This window comes from Haloechinothrix salitolerans (assembly GCF_042662605.1).
In the GTDB taxonomy this organism is placed as follows: Bacteria; Actinomycetota; Actinomycetes; order Mycobacteriales; family Pseudonocardiaceae; genus Haloechinothrix_A; species Haloechinothrix_A salitolerans.
In genome coordinates this window covers 5576002-5593955 of sequence record NZ_JBHSXX010000001.1, presented here as the reverse complement: position 1 = coordinate 5593955, position 17954 = coordinate 5576002, and the positions used below count along the sequence as shown (strand labels likewise).

The window sequence follows — 17954 nt, the reverse complement described above, 5'->3', positions numbered from 1 at the left end:
ACCTTCTTCGGTCAGCGACCAGGCGGCAGCAGCGTGTAGGTGTGGCTGCCTGCCGCGACCGGTAGCCGCGCGGCGCGCGGTCCGATGTCGGCGTCGATCGGTTCGCCATCCCGCAGCACTCGGGTCGCGGGCACGAACCGTCCGGCGAGCCGGACCTCGCCGTCGCTGTCGGCCGTTGTCGTCACCGTCAACGGCGCCCGCGCGTCCAGCCGCGCCCGCGCCAGGTCAAGCGACACCGAGCCGACATTGGTTAGGTCAAGGTCAAGCCGGTTCGCCACCGGGATGGTGGGATGCTCGCCCCAGGTCCGGTTGACCTCGGTGTACGGCAGCGGTTCCACCCCGGCGCCGGAGCCGGATGTGCTGGGCGCGTCGCCGCGCCCGAAACCGTGGCTGAACGCGTCGACGACGCCCTTGGCGGGCGTGCCCCCGGACGCCGAGGGATCGGCCAGCCGCAAGTCAGCGACCCAGTAGGCGTGGTCATGCACTAGACCGAGAGCGGGGTCGTCGCTGGCGGGCACCCGCGCGAACGTCACGTGGTGCGGGTCGCGGTCCACCCGGGCGTCGCCGAGGAAGTCGGTCGCCATCGGGATGTCGTAGCCCAGTGCGGCCAGCGCGAAGTGATCGGCTGGTTGATACACCACGAACCGGAACCGGTAGCCGAGTTGGTCGAAGCCGCGCACCCCGGCCTCGGGCGCGCCCAGGTTCTGCGCGCGCGGCCCGACGATCGGCACCAGCTGGTCCTCACCGGCGACGACGTTGAGGTACGGCACGTTGCGGGCGTTCTCCAACCACAGGTTCGTGAGCGTCTCGATCCCTCCGGTGGGCGCGGCGGGCGGCAGCCAGATGCCGTCACCGGGTGGCCCAACGGTGCTGAACGCCTTGCCGAACAGATCCGGATACAGCGTGCCAAGCCGGTATGTCGCGTAGCCGCCCATGGAGTAGCCGCTGATCGCCACGCGCTCGGGGTCGAGCGCGAAGTGCCGCGCGATGTCGTTCCACATCTCGAAGACGTCGAACTCGGCCTCGTGCTGGTACCAACCGTCCGGGCCGCGCGCCAACGCGGTGGCGACGAGGTTGTCGCGGGCCTCGCCGATCTGCTGGATGCCAGTGGTGCCGTTGTACTGCCAGTACCGCTGGCCGAGCGAGTGCAGCGCCAGCGTCAGGCCGGTCGGCTCGCCCGGTTCGTAGTTGGCCGGCACGTAGAGGCTGTACGGCTGGAGCTGGCCGTGGTACTGCGGGAACCCGCCGTCGAGGTCGCGGCCCTCGCCGAGGTCGAGCCTGCTCGGGAACATCCGGATCGTGGTGCCGTGCTCGGGAATCGAGTCCCGGCGCACCCCGGCGTCGAGCGCGTCGAAGTCGATCGGATGGCTGAACCTGGTTGGTTCGTGCGCCGCGATCGCCTCAGCCTGCCGGGTGTCTGGCGGCGTGTTGCGGCCGAGCACCGGCTCCTCGAATCGGAACGCCAGGTTGAGTACGCCCGACGGCGTGGTGTCGAGCGGGCCCACGCCACCCGGGGTCTCGTCGTCCGCGGTGGGTCGCGGCCGGAGCCAGCCACCGCTGTCGACGTCGTGCAGGCCGGTGGCGACGGTGGCCTCCCAGGTGCCGCTCGGGTCGCTCACGCCGCGTGGCACGGTGATGGTCATCTGGTTGGCGTCGAGGTCGGTGCGGATTCGCAACGGGGTCGTCGTGCCGCTGGCGAACGAGGTGTGCTCGGCGCCGGTGCCCCACGCGGTGATCACTTCGTCCGTGCCAGGGAACGGCGCGCCGGGGTCGCGCGGCAGCGTGGCGGCACCGGTGCTGTTGTCGCCATCGACGTCGAAGGCGATCACCGCGATGGTGGAGTCGCGCTCAAGCAGCGTGTTGAACGTGAGCCGGTAGATCACGCGATTCTGTCGGGTAGCGATGCGGAACTCGACCAGATCAGCGGCGTTGCCACCGAATCGAGCGTCGTCGGTTGGATAGGTGACGTCACCCGCGCAGGCCGACTGCGAGTCCGCGCCAGCGCCGTCGGAGTTGGCGCCGCAGTCGTCGTAGAGGAAGTCCTGGTACAGGTACTCGCCGTCGCGGTAGGCGTCGGCGCCGGACACCAGCAGCGGCTCGGCGTCGAACCGCGGGTTGTGGTTGGCCAGGATCGGAGCGTCCGGCGGCGGTGCGTAGAGGACGTCGGGGCCTGGCCGCGCGCCCGATGTCACCGTGGGCAGCGAGGATGGTTCGTCCGGCGATGCCGTTGCGCTCGCCGGGACCGCCGCCCCGGTCACCACCGCGAGTACCGCGGTTTGAGTCACCACCGCGAGGGCCGCTGCCAGGCTGCCGATCCGGGTCGTGCGCGAGGGTGCCATCAGCGTGCCTTTCTGCCGGTTGCCCGACTTCGCATGGTGGCACCGTGATCAGCTCAGCAGTAGAGATCGGCGCACAGACTTCGTTGTGCGCGGGCACCAACGAGCGACACCGGCCTCACCTCGCGAGCGCCGCCGCGAGCGACGAGGTGCCCTCCACCCGCACGTCACCGTCGGCCACGGCCTTGTCCAGGCGGGTGTCACCGCGGGCCAGGGCCGTGGCGGTCGCGGTGTCGAGGCGCACGAGGACGTCGACATCCGCGACGTCCTCGTCGGAGATGAACGTGACGTCGTCCGGGCCGACGCGCAGGTGCCAGCCGTGCTCGTCCACCCGCACCTGAGCGGTGCCGGTGGCGCCATCGGCGGCCTGCCGCAGCGCGGTGGCGACGGGGATGGCGAACCAGTGTCCACGCAGCGCGTCGGTAGGGTCGGGGTTGTCGGTGAGCAGCGCGGATCCCCAACTCGCGAGCTCGGCCAGCACCGGCACCAGCTCGCGCCCGCGCGGTGTCAGCTCGTACACCCACACGGGGACACTCAGCTTGCGCCGTACCACGAGGCCGTTGGCCTCCATGTCCTTGAGCCGCGCCGCGAGGACGTCGGTGCTGATGCCGGGGAGGTCGGCGTGCAGGTCGGTGTAGCGGCGGGGCCCGAGCGCCAGCTCGCGCACGATCAGCAGGGTCCAGCGCTCGCCGACGACGTCAAGTGAGCGGGCGACGGGGCAGTAGTGCGCATAGGTACGACGCGACATGCGCACCAGGTTAGCCGAGAAGTTGGACCTTCCAAGCAGTGACTTGGAAATACCAAGTAGGCTGCACCCACGACAGCGACAGGAGGGCCAGATGGAGTTCAGGCAGTCGAGCAAGCTCGCGGGCGTCTGCTATGAGATCAGGGGACCAGTCGTCGAGCAGGCCAACGCGCTCGAAGCGGCGGGTCACTCGGTGCTGCGCCTGAACACCGGCAACCCCGCCGCGTTCGGCTTCGAGGTGCCTGACTCGATTCTGACCGCCATGACCCGCGCGCTCTCGACGTCACATGGCTACGGCGACTCGCGTGGGCTGCTGTCCGCGCGGCAGGCTGTCGCCGACTACTACCTGCGGCGCGGCTTCAGCGAGCTCGGCGCCGACGACGTCTACCTCGGCAACGGTGTTTCCGAGCTGGCGACCATGGCGGTGCACGCGCTGGTCGACGGGGGCGACGAGCTGCTTGTGCCGAGTCCGGACTATCCGCTGTGGACCGCGGTGACGCGCATGGCGGGTGGTACCGCGGTGCATTACCACTGCGACGAGCAGGCCGAATGGCAGCCGGATCTCGCTGACATCGCCGCGAAGATCACCGACCGCACGAAGGCCATCGTGGTGATCAACCCGAACAACCCCACCGGCGCGGTCTACTCCGACGAGCTGCTGCGCGGCATCGCCGAGCTGGCGCGCAGGCACAACCTGATGATCCTGGCGGACGAGGTTTACGACCGCATCGTCTACGACGGCGCCAGGCACCATCATCTCGGCGCCATCGCACCGGACGTCGTGTGCCTGACGTTCAGTGGTCTGTCCAAGAGCCACCGTGTCGCCGGGTTCCGATCCGGCTGGCTGGTGGTGTCCGGCCCGCGCGATCACGCCAAGGACTACCTCGAAGGGCTGACGATGCTCGCTGGGATGCGGCTGTGCCCGAATGGTCCGGCGCAGCACGCCATCGAAGCCGCGCTCGGCGACGATTCCATTGACGCGCTGATCGCCGAGGACGGCAGGCTCACGCGGCAGCGGGACCGAGCCTGGCACGCTCTCAACGACATCCCCGGCGTGTCCTGCGTCAAGCCCCGCGGGGCGCTGTACGCCTTCGCTCGCATCGACACCGACGTCCACCGGATCCATGACGACGAGAAGTTCGTCTACGACTTGCTGCTGCGGGAGAAGATCCACGTGGTACAGGGGACAGGCTTCAACTGGGCCCGGCCGGATCACTTCCGCATCATCACGCTGCCGGAGGCCGACGAGCTGGAGACAGCCATCCGGCGTATCGGGCGTTTCCTGGACGGTTACGCGCAGTGAGATCGGCGACGTCGGGACGAACGTGACCGACGTCGCCGCTTCAGCACCGCCGGATTGGCTTGCTGAATCCGCGTCGGGACGGCGTCGCCAGGTAGTAGTCGCTGACCCAGGTGCCGCTGGCCAGCTTGTTCCACACCCGGTTACCGAAGACGTTCGACCCGCGTCGCTGGCAGACGACCTTCACAAGCCCGCCACCGTATACCTCCCCCACAAGCGCGTGCCGGGTGCTAGGTCCGGCGCGCTTGTTCAGCCGATCGGTGCGTGCGACCTGATAAGGGTAGGCGCACCGAGGTAGCCCCTTACCGCCGGTTTTGACGAACCGGTCGGAGACGTAGGTGCCGTTGGCGAGCAGATTCCACACCCGCGTACCCGCCGCTTTCGCGCCACGACGCTGGCACACGGCCCCGACGGTCGAGCCAGGTCGGTACGTGGTGATGATCGCGGCCTTCTTCGTGGGGTGCTTGCGGCCCTTCAACGGCACGGAGCTCGTGACGCGGACCTGCCGTGCCACGGTCGCCACCGGCGCACGGAACCGGTTGCTGTCGATGGTCATCGCGACGCCGCCGTGCTTCTCGCGGTGCGGTCCCCGGAACTGCTTGCCGCGCTGACCGTGCGACCAGTATCGATCCGAAACGCCGGGGAGATTGAAGAGCTTCTTGCTGCCGTCCCATTGCGCCACCCAGATCGCGTCTGGTCGTGCGTAGGCGCGGGAGCCATGCGCCGCGGCCAGGTGGACGCCCCCGGACCCGCCCGCGACATACACCCCGGAGAGGTACCCGTGCCGGTGGAGCGCCGTCGTCCAGCCGGAGATGTAGCGCAGCACCGCCTTGCGGCAACGGTGACGCGACGTCGGATAGGACTCGATGTCCAGGTACAGCGCGCTGCCGGGCAGCAGGCCGAGCCGTCCCGCGCGCTTGACGGCGTGCCTCGCGGCGCGACGTCCCTGCTCACGTGCCTGCTTCGGCTTGATCAGGAACTGCTTCACGTGGTCGCGACACGGCGCTTGCTTGCCGGTGTAGATCGGCACCAGTCGCCAGCGCATCGCGGTGACGCCGTGGACCCAGCTCTTGCTCAGGTGGCGCTGGCTGCATGCCCGTGTCACCCCTCCGATGTAGATGCCGATGGCCCGATAGCGGGAGGATCGCCACTTGCGCATCGTCGACAGCGACGGCGCGGAGCAGGTGTCGAACGCCAGGCCGGAGAACTGCGTCACGGTCGCGCGCTTCGGATAGTCGACGGACGTCGCTGGTTTGGCGAAGAGATAAGGCGGGGGCAGCAACGCGACCGTGACGACGAATACCAGGACGAACGCGATCCTGGCGATGACGCGACGACCGTTCATGTCGTCATGATCGACATGACGTCGTCGATCATGAAGGATTTGGACACGCTGGTCCGCAGGGTTCGCTCGAATCAGTGACGACGGCGGCTAGGGTCGTCCGCCATGAGCGGTGGGATACCGGAGCCCGTGGCCGAGTGGCGTGCGGGTGGACGCTGGCTGGAGACAGCGGCGGGCCGGATCTTCGTGCGCGAGATCGGAGGCGACGGTCCGGTTGTCGTGCTGCTGCACGGCTACCCGTCCAGCTGCTACGACTTCCGCCAGGTGCTCGACCTGCTGGATCGCGCGACGCTCACGCTGGACTTTCTCGGCTTCGGTTTCTCGGACAAGCCGCGTCCGCATACGTATACGATCTTCGAGCACACCGACGTCGTCGTCGAGGTGTTGGCGCGGCTCGGACATCGTGAGGTCGACGTCGTCGCGCACGACATGGGCACCTCGGTGGCGACCGAGCTGATGGCACGCGACCGCGCGGGCGCGTTGCCGTTCACGCTGCGGCGGGTGGTGCTGTCCAACGGCGGGCTGATCGTGTCGCGAGCAAGCTTACGGCCGATCCAGAAGGTGCTGCTCAGCCCGCTTGGCCCGGTGGCGGCATCGCTGGCGAATCCGACGTTGTTCCGCAGGGAGTTCGCCCGGCTGTTCTCACCGACGCATCCGTTGTCGGATGAGGAAGCCGCCGCGCAGTGGGCGCTGGTCAGCAACGCCGACGGCCATCGGATCGCGCACCTGTTGTGCGGGTATGTGCGAGAGCGGGTGCGCTACGCGAAGCGCTGGCATGGCGCGGTCCAGCAGTGGGATGGCGACCTCGGTCTGCTTTGGGGGCTGCGGGATCCGGTCGCGACGACGAACGTGCTGAACGGCCTCCGCGAGCTACGCCCGGCCGCCAGCGTCATCGAGCTGCCTGATTTGGGGCACTATCCGCAGGTAGAGGACCCCACCGCGTTCGCGGCGGGCGTGCGCGAGTTGGTGGGCGGGTGACGTCACACCCTCGGTTGCCGAATACCGTCGAAGGCCACCTTTGTCACGGCATCGGCCAATGCGGCGCTGTTGGTGTTACTGCGTGGCTTGTACCACTCGATCAAGGAGTTCACCATGCCGAACAGCAGTCGCGCGGTGATCGCGGGATCGACGTCTGGCCGAATGTCGCCCTCGGCTTCCGCCTGCGCTACCAGCCGGGCGACGATGTGGTCGAACTCGCGCCGCTTGGCCAGCGCGGCTCGTTCGACCTTGGTGTTGCCGCGCACCCGCAGCAGCAGGGTGACATACAGCAGCCGCTCGGACAGTACCAGCACACTGCCTCTGACCAGGTGTTCCAGCTTGTCGATCGCGCGGCCGTCGAGCCGCTCCGTCTCATCGGCGACGGCGAAAAGGCCGTCCAGCGCGCGGTCGACGGCGAGCCGCAGAAGCTCCTCCTTGCCGGAGACATGGTGGTAGATCGCGGACTTGGTGATGCCGAGCTTGCGGGCCAGTTCGTCCATGCTGGTCCCGTCATAGCCGCGCTCGTAGAACAGCCTGGCCGCGACCTGCAACAGTGAGTCGAGATCGTAGCCGGGCCGCCCCCTGCGCCTGCCAGTCGTGGCGCGCGGCTTGCCGTTTTCCGCGGTCGTCATACCGGGAAGTGTCGCAGAGCGGTCATGGCGGGTTCGGTGTCAGTGCGTGATCTCGGTGAACGGCAACGGGCAGTCGGACGCGCTCGCACACGTGGTCAGGTCGTCGCAGCCCGCGTCGAGCGCTCGCCGCAGGGTGTGGCGGATAACGTCGAGGTCGGCGATCCGGCGTTCGACGTCCACCAATTTCGCCTCCGCGCTGGCACGTAGGCCGGTGTCCTTGCTCATGCCGGTCCTGCCCGCGTCGATCAGTTCGGCGACCTCGTCGAGCGTGAAGCCGAGTCGCTGCGCTGCTTTGATCACTCGCAACCGACGGACGGTCGCGGCAGGGTAGAGCCGGTGGCCGCCCGGGCTGCGGGTGGGCTCGGCGATGAGGCCGCGGCGTTCGTAGTAGCGCAGGGTCTGCGGGTTGACGCCCGCTTCGGTGGCGACCTGACCCGAACGCAGCGTGGTCGGCGCGGTATCCATGGCGCGAGGGTAATCCGGTACGTGGGTATCAGCTCCAACTGGGAGTGACTTCGATCACAGCGAGTGGAAACCGGTAGTGAGGTACAGGCTTAGCGTGCTCGTCATGACAACTACGAACTCACGAGGAGTCGCCCGCTGGTCCCGTGTTCCCGCTGGTGCTGGTTGGGGCGCCCTCGCGACGGTCGCGATGAGCGTGCTGATGCTCGCTGGAGTGGCCAGCGGTGTCGCGCCCATGCCCAAGCCAATCCCCGCCGCTCTGGTCGCGGAAACCTTCGGCGCGCTACCGGAATCCGCCCGCCTCGTGCTGGCCGTCGTCTCCCACCTCGGGTATGGCGCGGTGGCCGGTGCGGTGCTCGCCGTGCTGGTGCGCCGGGTCAACATACGGGTGGCCACGGGCTACGGGGCGGTGCTGTGGGCGCTGATGGGACTGGTGTGGCTGCCGTACCTGGGCTGGGGTTTGTTCGGCACGGCTGTCACGCCGAAGATCGCGGTGGCGACGCTGGTGTTGCACCTGGTCTACGGCATCACGCTCGGTCTCCTCCTCGACCGCCGCAGGGAGGCTGTTGGCTGACGCCACCTGGCGCCCGCCCGCGTCGTGTCCCTCGTTCCTGACGTCGTGTCCCTCGGTCGACTACTACACGCTGGCGTGGTTCGAACGCTATCTCCGTCCGGAACGGACGCGGCAGCATCATGGTGCACGCATGCTCCTGACAGGACCGCTCCCAGACGGCGAGACCGGCGGCCGTGACGAGTACGCCTGGCGTGCGAACTTCTTCTCCGCCCGCTACCTGAGCGCGTTCGCTTTCACCGACCACAGTGGACGCCTGCGCGCCGCCCGTGGCCTTCGTGCTTACGCGGGGCTTTCGCCGGTAGGGGACTGGTCAGGCGCCAACGACGACCGACCCGCCGAGCGCGAGCCCTGACGTCACCGCGCCCGGAGGTCGACCGGGTGACCGTCCTTCGGAAACGGTAGCGAGGTGTAGTCCATCGGGGCGCGGTAGTCTGGCGGAACGCCCCAGGTGAACCGTCGGAGCAGGTGGTGCATGACCAGCTTGACCTCCACGGTGGAGAAGTGCATGCCGAGGCACTTGTGCACTCCACCGCCGAACGGCTGCCAGGCGTAGCGATGCACCTTGTCCTCGCGCCGATCCGGTGCGAACCGGCCAGGGTCGAACCGCTCCGGCTCCGGCCAGTACTCGGGCATGTGATGGGTGAAGATTGGCGTCGCGACGACGAACGACCCCTGCGGTACGAAATGACCTAGCACTTCGGTGTCCTTCACCGCATTGCGTGCCATCGTGGGCAATGGTGTCACCAGCCGCATGGCTTCCTTCATCACCATGTCCAGCGACTCCAGATGCGCTAGTTGGTCGTGATCCGGATAGGCGTCGAGCGCCAGTGACTCCTCCCGGCACCGCTGCTGCCACTCCGGATGCTGGCCGAGATAGGACATCATCGTCGAGATCGTGATGGTGGACGTGTCGTGCGCCGCCATCAGCAGGAAGATCATGTGGCTGATGATGTCGTCGTCGCTGAAGCGCTGCCCGTCGTCCGATTCCGCCTGGCACAGCGCACTGAACAGGTCGTCTCCGTTGTCCGCGCGACGCGACGGCAGGTACTGCCGTAGGAACCGTTCCAGTTTCGCGCGCCCGTGCAGGCCGCGTCGCCACCGGCCGCCGGGCATCGGGAACCGGATGATCGCGGTGCCCGCTTGTACACAGTCGATGAACGCCTTGTTCATCCGGTCGAGTTGTGAACGCGTGGTCCCTTCCGCCCCGCCCATGAAGATGCTGGTCGCCAGATCGAGGGTCAATGTCTTGGTCGCGGGATACACCCGGAAGTCGGGCCGTGGCCGCCAGCCGGACAGGCCAGCCTCGATAGCGGTATTCAGTCCTTCGGCGTACCGCGCGAGGCGTTGTGTGGTGAAGGCTTGCTGCATGATCCGTCGATGCGCCATGTGCTCGTCGAAGTCGAGCAGCATCAGGCCACGGTCGAAGAACGGCCCGATCAGGTGGCGCCAGCTGTCGCCGTTGGCGAACGCTCGGTCCCGGTTGGCCAGCACGGCGCCGCAGGCGTCCGGACCGAGTGCCGATACGAATCGCGTGCCGAAACCGCCGAACCACGACACCGGTCCGTACCGCTCGTATCGCTCCCGCCACAGCGCGACTGGGTCGCGCATGTAACGGGCGGTGTAGCCGACGATCGGCAGTCCGTGGTTACCGGGGATCGGTACGAGATCGCTTCGCGGCGGAGCTGGGGCGAGGACGGTGCTCATCGGCGTCTCCCAAGTTGACAGGACACTCTGTCAAGAATTAAGCATCGACTCCTATTGGACGTCTGTCAAGATGGGGGCGTGCCGACACCGACGCGCCCCTACCGCGGGGTAAGTGCGAGCGACCGCAAGGCCCAGCGCAGGGAACAGCTACTCGACGCGGGTCTCGAACTGCTAGGCACGCAGGGTTGCGCACGCACGACGATGACCGCCGTTTGTGCGACCGCGAAGCTCACCGAGCGCTACTTCTACGAGAGCTTCCGCAACCGGGATGAGTTGCTCGTCGCCGTCATGGATCGGATCGCCGACCAGCTGAGCGACATCGTGCTCGACGCGCTGGGTCGGGCCACCGGCGACCCAGCGGAACGAGGACGTGCGGCGATCGCGGCGTTTATGGAGGTCATCGAGGGGGACCCCCGCATTGGCAGAGCAGTACTGATCGAGTCGGCCAGCACGGAGGTCCTGCGTCAACGGCGGCACCAGTTGCTGCGGACGTTCGCGCGGCTCGTCGTCACGCAGGCGAGCGAACTCTATGGCGAGGACGCGCTGCCGTCGCCACGCGACGAGATCAACGCGCTGCTGTTCATCGGCGGGCTCGCGGAGTTGATGGTGGCATGGTTGAACGGCGAGATCGACGCGACCGGCGAGGACATCGTGGACGCCGCCGCGCACCAGTTCGCGACGAGCATGCACCAGTGAGGTGGTTCCGAACGCCGAACACAGCGTCGGGAACGGGGGACACGGCGAGGCGGGTGGGCACCCTCTAGGCTCGCGGGATGCGGGAGCGCGGTGGTATGACGCGATGAGCACAGCGATCGTGGTGGGCTCCGGTCCGAACGGACTGGCTGCTGCCGTGACACTGGCCAAGGCCGGGCTGTCGGTGACGGTGTTGGAGGCCGCCGACGAGATTGGCGGCGGCACCCGCACCGGGGAGCTGACCCTGCCGGGGGTACTGCACGATCACTGCTCGGCGGTGCACCCGATGGGCATCGGCTCGCCGTTCCTGCGCTCGCTTGACCTGGAGCGCTACGGCGTGCGGTGGCGCTGGCCCGAGGTGGATCTGGCGCACCCGCTCGACAACGGCGACGCGGGCGTGCTGGTGCGTTCCCTTGAGGACACCGCTGCTGGGCTCGGCCCGGACGGCGATGCGTGGCGGTCGCTGTTCGGGCCGCTGGCCGAGGGATTCGACGACCTGGCCGAGGACCTCCTACGGCCGATGCTGCACGTGCCGAAGCATCCGGTGCGGCTGGCGCGGTTCGGCCCGCGAGCGTTGCGGTCCGCGACGTCGCTGGCGCGACGGTGGCGCACCGACCGAGCCCGGGCGCTCTACGGCGGGGCGGCCGCGCACGTCTACCACCCGCTGACCCGGCCAGCCATGGCGTCACTCGGCTTGATGATGGTCGCGATCGCGCATCGACATGGCTGGGCGATACCGGAAGGTGGGTCGGCGACGATCACCGGAGCGCTTGCCGCGATCCTCGCCGAACACGGCGGCACGATCGAAACTGGTGTGCGGGTGCGGTCGGTGGACGAGTTGCCGCCCGCCGACGTCGTGATGCTCGACGTCACGCCCGGTGCTGCTGTTGACATCCTCGGCGACCGGCTGCCCGCGCGGGTCCGTCGCGCCTACCGGCGGTTCCGGCACGCGCCCGCGGCGTACAAGGTGGACCTCGCGGTGCACGACGGCGTGCCGTGGCGCAACGAGGCGTGCCGACGTGCCGGTTCGCTGCATCTCGGCGGCACGCTGGAGGAGATGGTCCAAACCGAACGCGACATCCACTACGGACGGATGCCGGAGCGACCGTTCGTGCTCGTCGCGCAGCAGTACCTCGCCGACCCGAGCCGGTCGGCGGGCGACGTCCACCCGATTTGGGCGTACGCACACGTGCCGCACGGCTATACCGGCGACGCCACGGAGGCGGTGATCCGTCAGATAGAGCGGTTCGCACCGGGTGTGCGGGAGCGCATCGCCGAGATGTCGGTGCGGTCGGTGTCGCGGATGGCCGCGTACAACCTGAACTACGTCGGCGGCGACATCATCACCGGCGCGAACACCCCGGTGCAGCTCGTGATGCGCCCCCGGATCGCGGTCGACCCGTATCGCACTGGCGTCAAGGGGGTGTACCTGTGCTCCGCGGCGACGCCTCCCGGAGCCGGGGTGCACGGCATGGGTGGCTACAACGCCGCGACGTCCGCGCTGCGGGCGCTATGACCCCGACTGGACCTCGGGACTCGCGGCTCCGGAGCGCGGGACTCGCGCGACGACGGCGGCGCCGAGAACGGCGAGCGACAGTGCGCCGGCGGCGATGTTCAGCACGGCGAAGCCCCAGAACGCCACGACCGCACCGCCCGCGGCACCGGCCACGGCGGCGAACACGCCCATGACCAGGTCGGACGCGCCCTGAGTCGCGGGACGTTCCGCGAACGGCACGACGTCCACCAATAGCGCGGAGCCCCCGATCAGGCTGAACGACCAGCCCAGCCCGAGCAGAAACAGTCCCACGGTCAACGCGACCGAGTGTCCCTCCGGTGCGGTGCCGGACAGCGCCACCGACGCCAGCAGCAACACCGAGCCCGCAGCGAGCATCGGTGCCCTGCCGAGCCGGTCGGTCAGCCAGCCGACTACCGGCGAGAACGCGAACATACCCAGCACGTGGACGCTGATGACGAACCCGATTACGGTCAGCGCCGCGCCGCCGTTGTTCATGTGAACCGGCGTCATCACCATCACGGACAACATCACGCCGTGCGACACCGCGATGGCGACGATCGCCGCGAGGGCCTGGGGACGTGCGGATACCACCGACCACACCCGCCGCAGGCCGACCCGTGACGTCGTGTCCTCGCCGCGCGCCGCCGCGTGTTCCCGCGCGAGCAGCAACGGATCGGGTCGCAGAAACAGCCACAACACCCCGGTGCCGACCACCGCGGCGACGAAAGCCAGCACGAAGATGCCGGTGATCTCCGGAATACCGAGCCAGCGTGCCACCGCGGCTCCTGGTCCGGTGAGGTTCGGTCCTGCCACGGCGCCCAGCGTTGTCGCCCAGACGACGACGGCGAGCGCACGAGCCCGGCCGCCCGGTTCGGCGAGGTCGGTCGCGGCATAGCGGGCCTGGCTGTTGGCCGCCGTCGCCCAGCCGATCGCGAAGGTGCCTACGAGCAGCGCGGTGAACGACGAGATGACGCCCGCGAGCACGCACAACCCGGTGCCCAGCGCCCCGATGCCGTAGCCAGCGACGAGCCCGGCGCGCCTGCCCCGCGCGCTCATCAGCCGCGCGAGTACGAACGCACCGCCTGCTGCCCCGACGACTTGTGCGGTCTGCGCGAGACCCGCCAGTGCGGGCGAGCCGAGGATCTGCTCGGCCAGCAGCACCGCTACCGCCGCACCCGACGTCACGGCGAGCCCGCCGAGCGCTTGGCCCGCGACCAGGGCGCGGATCGTGTTGCGCTGCACCGCCGCGGTCGCGGGTGTCGTGACCTCGGGGACTGTCACGACGAAGGCCAGAATTCAGCAGGGGCGGTCACGTTCGTGGCCAACGCCAGCACGGTGGCGCACATTCCCGTCATAGGACCACTGTGCACCCAACCGGACTGCGGCTCGTTCCGAATCAGGAATGTGTCGACACATCCCGTCCCCGCGAGTGGCCCACCTGTGATCGCCCACCCGTCACTTCGCGTGCTGCCCGCCACCGACGTGACTACCGGCGTTGTTCTCGTGCTGCATGGCGGCAAGGCCGTGAGCCGTCGCCCGACGTCGGAGCGCCAGCTGTCCTACTGGCGGATGGTCCCGATCGCCGAGGCACTGCACGACGCGGTTGGTGAGCACGGCGCCGTGTGGCTGTTGCGTAACCGGCTGCGCGGGTGGAACGAGCCCGCGCGGGACGCCGTAGTGGACGCCAGGTGGGCGCTGGCGGAGGTGCGGCGTACCCACCCCGGCGTGCCGGTCGTGCTGGTCGGGCACTCAATGGGTGCGCGGGCGGCTCTGCGGGTGGCGGGCACCGACGGCGTCATCGCGGTGTGCGCGCTCGCGCCGAACGGCCTGCGTACGCCGTTGCCCGCGGCGTGGTGATGCTCAGGCAGTGACCAACAGTCCCGTCAGGTACATGGCAAGCAGGCCCGCCGTCGCGCCGCCGACCGTAGCCGGGTCAAGCAGCCGTCCCGCCTTGTCCCGCACGGCGGGCACGAGCTGCACGATGACCTGTGCGATCGCGCCAACACCGATACCGAGCAGGAAGCCGGACAGCTCGGGGTTGGTGACCGTGCCGCCGATCAACGCGCCGAGAATGGCCGGTGCGCCCGCGATCACGCCAAGCCCGAGCAGCCGCACGAGGCTAGGACGTCGTCGCGTGAGCGGTGAGACGATCGCCAGGCCCTCGGTCGTGTTGTGGATGGCGAAGCCGACGACCAGCGTGATGCCGAGCGCGAGCTCCCCGACGGCGTAGGCCGCGCCTATCGCCAGCCCCTCACCGAGATTGTGCAAGCCGATGCCGATGGCGATGAGTAACGCGAGGCGCAGCCCGGTGCGTTCGGCCGCGCCCCTGCTGAGCCGGTGGTCCAGCGCGCTGAGCGCGAGGAACGCCAGTAGCGCGCCCAGCACGACCAGCGCCGTGCCGCCGAACGCGCCGCCCGCTTCCTCGGCTAGCTCGAAGCCTTCGAGCGTGGCGTCGATGGCCAGGAACGCCAGCAGGCCCACGGTGATCGCGAGTAGCACGCGCACGCCGCGACTGCCGATGCGACGCAACGTCGGCAGGAACAGCATCCCCAGCACCACCGGGATGATGCCGACATACGTCCCCAACAACGTCATCAGCGCGAAGAAGCCGCCGTCGGCCCGCGGCGTCGCGACCGCGGCGGCGATCTCGTGCTCGATCACCGCGCCCGTCGACGTCACCATCGAGACGTGGTACGGCTGTTCGGACTGCCACGGGTAGCTCAACCGCAGCGTCTCGGTGCCGAAGCGGTCGATCGCGGTGTCGCCACCGGAGAAGTCGACGTAGGCGTCGTTGACGAACACTTGCGCCACTCGTACGGGATCGGCGCCAGTGTTGCGCACCGACAGCGCGATCTCGCCCGGCGTCAGCATGGTCTGCTCGACGGACAGTTCCTCGATCGGCGGACCTGTTCGGTCGGGCAATGTGTCGCCGCCGAAGATCGCCAGCGCCGTCAGGACCAGGGCTATCAGCGTGACGACCCCGAGGGCGGGACCCCAGGTGCGCGCGGGATTGGACGCGGTGGTCATTCGGTCACCTCGAAGAAGCCCATCCAGCCCAGTTCGGCGAACTCGGTCTTGTGTGCGTGGAACATGTACTTGCCGGGGTATTTGAAGCGCATCTCGCAGATTCCGCGCTGACCCTGGCCCTGGATGATCGTGTCGGTGAACTCGGTCGGCTCCAACCGTGTGCCGGTGGGGTAGTAGTCGAAGAAGTTGCCGTGCACATGGAAGCTGTTGATCGGGTCGTACTCCAGCGTGTTGATCAGGTAGATCCGCACCAGCTCACCCAGTTTCACCCGCACCGGCTCGTGCATGTAGTGGAAGGGGATGCCGTTGACGGCGTAGAGCTGGTTGCCTTCGCCGTCGAACGTCGTATTGAAGCCGTGCATGACCATGACCTGTTCGTCGGCCGCTGGACGGCCCTGCTTCGGGTCGACGATGAACGTGCCGTACAGCCCGCGCGCCATGTGTTCGGCCAGTGGCCCGACGTGGCAGTGGTACAGGTGCACCCCGAACGGCTCCGCGTCGAACTCGTACACCGTGCTGCCGCCCGGTTCGATCGTGCCGGCGCCGAGGCCGGGGATGCCGTCCATCTCGGCGGGGTGCATGCCGTGGAAGTGCATCGTGTGCGGGTGCTCGGAGCCGTTGTGGAAGTGCACGCGCAGCCGGTCACCCTCGGTGCAGCGCAGCGTTGGACCAGGAATGCGGCCGTTGAACGTCCAAGCGGGGTACTTCACACCCGGTGCGACCTCGATCTCCTCATCGCTGGCGTAGACGTCCCATTCGCGCAGTACCCGGCCGTCCTCGGTACGTGAGGTGCGGCCGTAGTCGAAGTCCCGCAGGATGTCGGTGGGGTGGAAGCCGTTCGCCTCGTGGTCAACCGTGCTGCCGTGACGGAACGTCGGTCCTTTCGCCCCGCCGCCGTGTGCGTGGCCGATTTGGTTGCCCCCGCCGCTGTGATCTGGCTGGCCGCTGCCCCCGTTGTTGGCCGACGCCGTGAGTGCACCGCCGAGCCCCAGCGCTGCCGCCCCCGCGGTGCCCGCGAGTGCGCCGCCCAGCAGGAAGCGGCGTCGTGACGGCGGGATCTGATCGTGCTCTGGCGACTCTGGCGCTGTCATCGGCAAGTCATTCCTCGCGACGGAGACTAAATTTCGGCCCACCAAACTTATCTATCCGCGACGACGAAAGCAACCCGATGGTGTGAGTCCCACCGCGCCGCTCGATGTCGTGTCCGACGCTCAGCACGCTGTGTCCTGCATTCTCGACGCTGTGTCCTGCGTTCCGAACGCCGTGTGTGACATCCACGACGGCTCCTGCCAGCGCTCAGCGACGCGCATCAGGGCAAACCCTGATGCGCGTCGCTGAGTCGCGTGGTGGGCTGGGTGCCCCAGGCATGAGCAGAAGGGACGAATACCCATGACGCACGCACCGGAACGTATCGCCCGGTGGCACCGGTACTGGGACAAGAAGTCGCGCACCTATGACAAGGAGATGAGCTTCTGGGAGGGCCGATTGTTCGGCGACTCCCGCGCGTGGGCGTGCTCGCAGGCGCGAGGTGTGGCACTGGAGGTCGCGATCGGCACAGGGCTGAACATTCCGCATTACCCGGACGACGTCGAGCTGACCGGCATCGACCTCAGCGAGTCGATGCTCGACCTTGCCCGCACACGTGCCGACGAGCAGGGGCGCGCGGTGGAGTTGCGGCAGGCCGACGCGCAGCGATTGCCGTTTGACGACGCCTCGTTCGATACCGTCGTTTGCGCGCTGGGCCTGTGCGCGATCCCCGACATGGACGCCGCGGTGGCCGAGATGGTCCGGGTACTGCGTCCTGGCGGGAGGCTCATCCTGGTCGACCACATCGAAAGCTCGTCGCGCGTGGTGCGTGGCGTGCAGCGGCTAGCTGAGTTGGTCACGGTGCCGCTGGGTGGGGAGCATTTCCTCCGTCGTCCGCTGCGTGCGGTGCGTGCGCGCGGGTTGGAGATCGAGCGCGTACAGCGGTTCAAGCTGGGGCTGGTGGAGCGGCTGGTCGCCCATAAGCCGGAGTCTTGAGTGTCGGACACGGCGCACGCGGGGCTACTGTGCCGCGCCGACCATCCGGAGGGCCAGTTCGCAGTAGTGGTCGGCGATGTCTTCCGGGGCCCAGTCGCCCTCGTCGCGATACCAGCGTGCGACGTCGATGCCCAGTGACAGGAGTGCTAGCGCCGTCATCCGGGGGTTTGACGTCGCGAAGACGTCCGCTGCGACCCCGGCCGTCACGACGTCTCGCATCCGCTGCTCGATCGCGCGCCGGTACTCCCTGATCTCCGCGAGGTGCTCCTCGTTAAGAGCCGCGAGCTCGTAGTTCACGATCCGCGCGCCGGTGTGGCCGCGCGCGTGGTGTGCCGCGAAGGCGCGCATGACCGCGCGGAGCTGTTCGACTGGGTCCGCCGAACTGGCCACTCCCTCCTCGACCAGCCGCAATGTCCGTTCGTGTCCCTCTTTCGAGATCAGGTACAGCAGGTCTTCCTTGGACTTGTGGTGCACGTACACGGCGGCGGGGCTCATTCCCGCGGCCGACGCGATGTCGCGCGTGGTCGTGCCGTGGAAGCCCTTGGCCGCGAATGACTCGATCGCGGCGTCGACCAGGCGGGTCCGTGCGTTGGGCTGTGCGCCTGGCATGGGTGACGTCCCTT

General features: G+C 68.5%; 18 protein-coding genes. 8 read left to right on the top strand and 10 right to left on the bottom strand.

All coding sequences use genetic code 11. From position 1 onward, the window contains the following. Window positions 1-11: 11 nt before the first annotated feature. Both ACFQGD_RS26645 and ACFQGD_RS26640 read right to left on the bottom strand, forming a co-directional pair. Complete coding sequence (locus ACFQGD_RS26645) at window positions 12-2339, bottom strand: hypothetical protein (protein WP_345405125.1); 2328 nt, start codon at window positions 2337-2339, stop codon at window positions 12-14. 115 nt (window positions 2340-2454) lie between these two features. Then, a complete protein-coding gene (locus ACFQGD_RS26640) occupies window positions 2455-3084 on the bottom strand; it encodes a winged helix-turn-helix transcriptional regulator (protein ID WP_345405122.1) in 630 nt (209 codons plus the stop codon). 91 nt (window positions 3085-3175) lie between these two features. Between ACFQGD_RS26640 and ACFQGD_RS26635 the strand changes: the two genes are divergently transcribed. Further along, a complete protein-coding gene (locus tag ACFQGD_RS26635) occupies window positions 3176-4384 on the top strand; it encodes a pyridoxal phosphate-dependent aminotransferase (protein WP_345405119.1) in 1209 nt (402 codons plus the stop codon). A 40-nt stretch (window positions 4385-4424) separates the two neighbouring features. Here the strand turns inward: ACFQGD_RS26635 and ACFQGD_RS26630 are convergent, their stop codons facing one another. Then, the gene (locus ACFQGD_RS26630; RefSeq protein ID WP_345405116.1) at window positions 4425-5726 is read right to left on the bottom strand and encodes a glycoside hydrolase domain-containing protein; all 1302 of its coding nucleotides are present in this window, start codon (window positions 5724-5726) and stop codon (window positions 4425-4427) included. 102 nt (window positions 5727-5828) lie between these two features. On the opposite strand from ACFQGD_RS26630, the gene ACFQGD_RS26625 reads away from it, so the two are divergent. Further along, entirely contained in the window at window positions 5829-6701 is an 873-nt protein-coding gene (locus ACFQGD_RS26625) for an alpha/beta fold hydrolase (protein WP_345405113.1), read from the top strand. Window positions 6702-6703: 2 nt separating this feature from the next. On the opposite strand, the gene ACFQGD_RS26620 is transcribed toward ACFQGD_RS26625, so the two are convergent. Both ACFQGD_RS26620 and ACFQGD_RS26615 read right to left on the bottom strand, forming a co-directional pair. Further along, on the bottom strand, window positions 6704-7333 hold the full coding sequence (locus ACFQGD_RS26620) for a TetR/AcrR family transcriptional regulator (protein WP_345405110.1): 630 nt from the start codon (window positions 7331-7333) through the stop codon (window positions 6704-6706). A 39-nt stretch (window positions 7334-7372) separates the two neighbouring features. Further along, window positions 7373-7798, bottom strand: coding sequence for a MerR family transcriptional regulator (locus ACFQGD_RS26615; RefSeq protein ID WP_345405107.1), 426 nt, complete (start codon window positions 7796-7798; stop codon window positions 7373-7375). 103 nt (window positions 7799-7901) lie between these two features. Here ACFQGD_RS26615 and ACFQGD_RS26610 point away from each other — a divergent pair, with 103 nt between their 5' ends. Both ACFQGD_RS26610 and ACFQGD_RS26605 read left to right on the top strand, forming a co-directional pair. Beyond that, window positions 7902-8369, top strand: a complete 468-nt coding sequence (locus ACFQGD_RS26610; protein ID WP_345405104.1) for a hypothetical protein — start codon at window positions 7902-7904, stop codon at window positions 8367-8369. A 130-nt stretch (window positions 8370-8499) separates the two neighbouring features. Further along, window positions 8500-8721, top strand: a complete 222-nt coding sequence (locus ACFQGD_RS26605) for a hypothetical protein (protein WP_345405101.1) — start codon at window positions 8500-8502, stop codon at window positions 8719-8721. A 2-nt stretch (window positions 8722-8723) separates the two neighbouring features. Here ACFQGD_RS26605 and ACFQGD_RS26600 read toward each other — a convergent pair whose 3' ends face one another. Next, the gene (locus tag ACFQGD_RS26600; RefSeq protein ID WP_345405098.1) at window positions 8724-10073 is read right to left on the bottom strand and encodes a cytochrome P450; all 1350 of its coding nucleotides are present in this window, start codon (window positions 10071-10073) and stop codon (window positions 8724-8726) included. A 78-nt stretch (window positions 10074-10151) separates the two neighbouring features. Between ACFQGD_RS26600 and ACFQGD_RS26595 the strand changes: the two genes are divergently transcribed. After that, the gene (locus tag ACFQGD_RS26595; protein WP_345405095.1) at window positions 10152-10769 is read left to right on the top strand and encodes a TetR/AcrR family transcriptional regulator; all 618 of its coding nucleotides are present in this window, start codon (window positions 10152-10154) and stop codon (window positions 10767-10769) included. A gap of 103 nt (window positions 10770-10872) precedes the next feature. Beyond that, window positions 10873-12282, top strand: a complete 1410-nt coding sequence (locus tag ACFQGD_RS26590) for a phytoene desaturase family protein (RefSeq protein WP_345405092.1) — start codon at window positions 10873-10875, stop codon at window positions 12280-12282. Here the strand turns inward: ACFQGD_RS26590 and ACFQGD_RS26585 are convergent. After that, window positions 12277-13563 (bottom strand): MFS transporter, encoded by a 1287-nt coding sequence (locus ACFQGD_RS26585; RefSeq protein ID WP_345405089.1) that lies wholly within the window; start codon window positions 13561-13563, stop codon window positions 12277-12279. The genes ACFQGD_RS26590 and ACFQGD_RS26585 overlap by 6 nt on opposite strands. 123 nt (window positions 13564-13686) lie before the next feature. On the opposite strand from ACFQGD_RS26585, the gene ACFQGD_RS26580 reads away from it, so the two are divergent. Continuing rightward, window positions 13687-14139 (top strand): alpha/beta fold hydrolase, encoded by a 453-nt coding sequence (locus ACFQGD_RS26580; RefSeq protein ID WP_345405086.1) that lies wholly within the window; start codon window positions 13687-13689, stop codon window positions 14137-14139. A gap of 3 nt (window positions 14140-14142) precedes the next feature. Here the strand turns inward: ACFQGD_RS26580 and ACFQGD_RS26575 are convergent, their stop codons facing one another. Next, window positions 14143-15309: a ZIP family metal transporter gene (locus tag ACFQGD_RS26575; RefSeq protein WP_345405083.1), complete on the bottom strand. Its 1167-nt coding sequence runs from the start codon at window positions 15307-15309 to the stop codon at window positions 14143-14145. Then, window positions 15306-16400 (bottom strand): multicopper oxidase domain-containing protein, encoded by a 1095-nt coding sequence (locus tag ACFQGD_RS26570; RefSeq protein WP_345405080.1) that lies wholly within the window; start codon window positions 16398-16400, stop codon window positions 15306-15308. Before ACFQGD_RS26570 ends, ACFQGD_RS26575 begins: the two co-directional genes overlap by 4 nt. A gap of 298 nt (window positions 16401-16698) precedes the next feature. Between ACFQGD_RS26570 and ACFQGD_RS26565 the strand changes: the two genes are divergently transcribed. Continuing rightward, window positions 16699-17331, top strand: coding sequence for a class I SAM-dependent methyltransferase (locus tag ACFQGD_RS26565; protein WP_345405077.1), 633 nt, complete (start codon window positions 16699-16701; stop codon window positions 17329-17331). 24 nt (window positions 17332-17355) lie between these two features. On the opposite strand, the gene ACFQGD_RS26560 is transcribed toward ACFQGD_RS26565, so the two are convergent. Next, the gene (locus ACFQGD_RS26560; protein WP_345405074.1) at window positions 17356-17940 is read right to left on the bottom strand and encodes a TetR family transcriptional regulator; all 585 of its coding nucleotides are present in this window, start codon (window positions 17938-17940) and stop codon (window positions 17356-17358) included. Window positions 17941-17954 lie beyond the last annotated feature (14 nt).

Excerpts from the sequence above, each read along its gene's own strand:
- ACFQGD_RS26610 (WP_345405104.1), top strand. The coding sequence starts at position 7,902 with ATGACAACTACGAACTCACGAGGAGTCGCCCGCTGGTCCCGTGTTCCC.
- ACFQGD_RS26560 (WP_345405074.1), bottom strand. The coding sequence starts at position 17,940 with ATGCCAGGCGCACAGCCCAACGCACGGACCCGCCTGGTCGACGCCGCG.
- ACFQGD_RS26590 (WP_345405092.1), top strand. The coding sequence starts at position 10,873 with ATGAGCACAGCGATCGTGGTGGGCTCCGGTCCGAACGGACTGGCTGCT.
- ACFQGD_RS26635 (WP_345405119.1), top strand. The coding sequence starts at position 3,176 with ATGGAGTTCAGGCAGTCGAGCAAGCTCGCGGGCGTCTGCTATGAGATC.
- ACFQGD_RS26565 (WP_345405077.1), top strand. The coding sequence starts at position 16,699 with ATGACGCACGCACCGGAACGTATCGCCCGGTGGCACCGGTACTGGGAC.
- ACFQGD_RS26575 (WP_345405083.1), bottom strand. The coding sequence starts at position 15,309 with ATGACCACCGCGTCCAATCCCGCGCGCACCTGGGGTCCCGCCCTCGGG.
- ACFQGD_RS26570 (WP_345405080.1), bottom strand. The coding sequence starts at position 16,400 with ATGACAGCGCCAGAGTCGCCAGAGCACGATCAGATCCCGCCGTCACGA.
- ACFQGD_RS26645 (WP_345405125.1), bottom strand. The coding sequence starts at position 2,339 with ATGGCACCCTCGCGCACGACCCGGATCGGCAGCCTGGCAGCGGCCCTC.
- ACFQGD_RS26605 (WP_345405101.1), top strand. The coding sequence starts at position 8,500 with ATGCTCCTGACAGGACCGCTCCCAGACGGCGAGACCGGCGGCCGTGAC.
- ACFQGD_RS26615 (WP_345405107.1), bottom strand. The coding sequence starts at position 7,798 with ATGGATACCGCGCCGACCACGCTGCGTTCGGGTCAGGTCGCCACCGAA.
- ACFQGD_RS26600 (WP_345405098.1), bottom strand. The coding sequence starts at position 10,073 with ATGAGCACCGTCCTCGCCCCAGCTCCGCCGCGAAGCGATCTCGTACCG.
- ACFQGD_RS26620 (WP_345405110.1), bottom strand. The coding sequence starts at position 7,333 with ATGACGACCGCGGAAAACGGCAAGCCGCGCGCCACGACTGGCAGGCGC.
- ACFQGD_RS26640 (WP_345405122.1), bottom strand. The coding sequence starts at position 3,084 with ATGTCGCGTCGTACCTATGCGCACTACTGCCCCGTCGCCCGCTCACTT.
- ACFQGD_RS26630 (WP_345405116.1), bottom strand. The coding sequence starts at position 5,726 with ATGAACGGTCGTCGCGTCATCGCCAGGATCGCGTTCGTCCTGGTATTC.
- ACFQGD_RS26625 (WP_345405113.1), top strand. The coding sequence starts at position 5,829 with ATGAGCGGTGGGATACCGGAGCCCGTGGCCGAGTGGCGTGCGGGTGGA.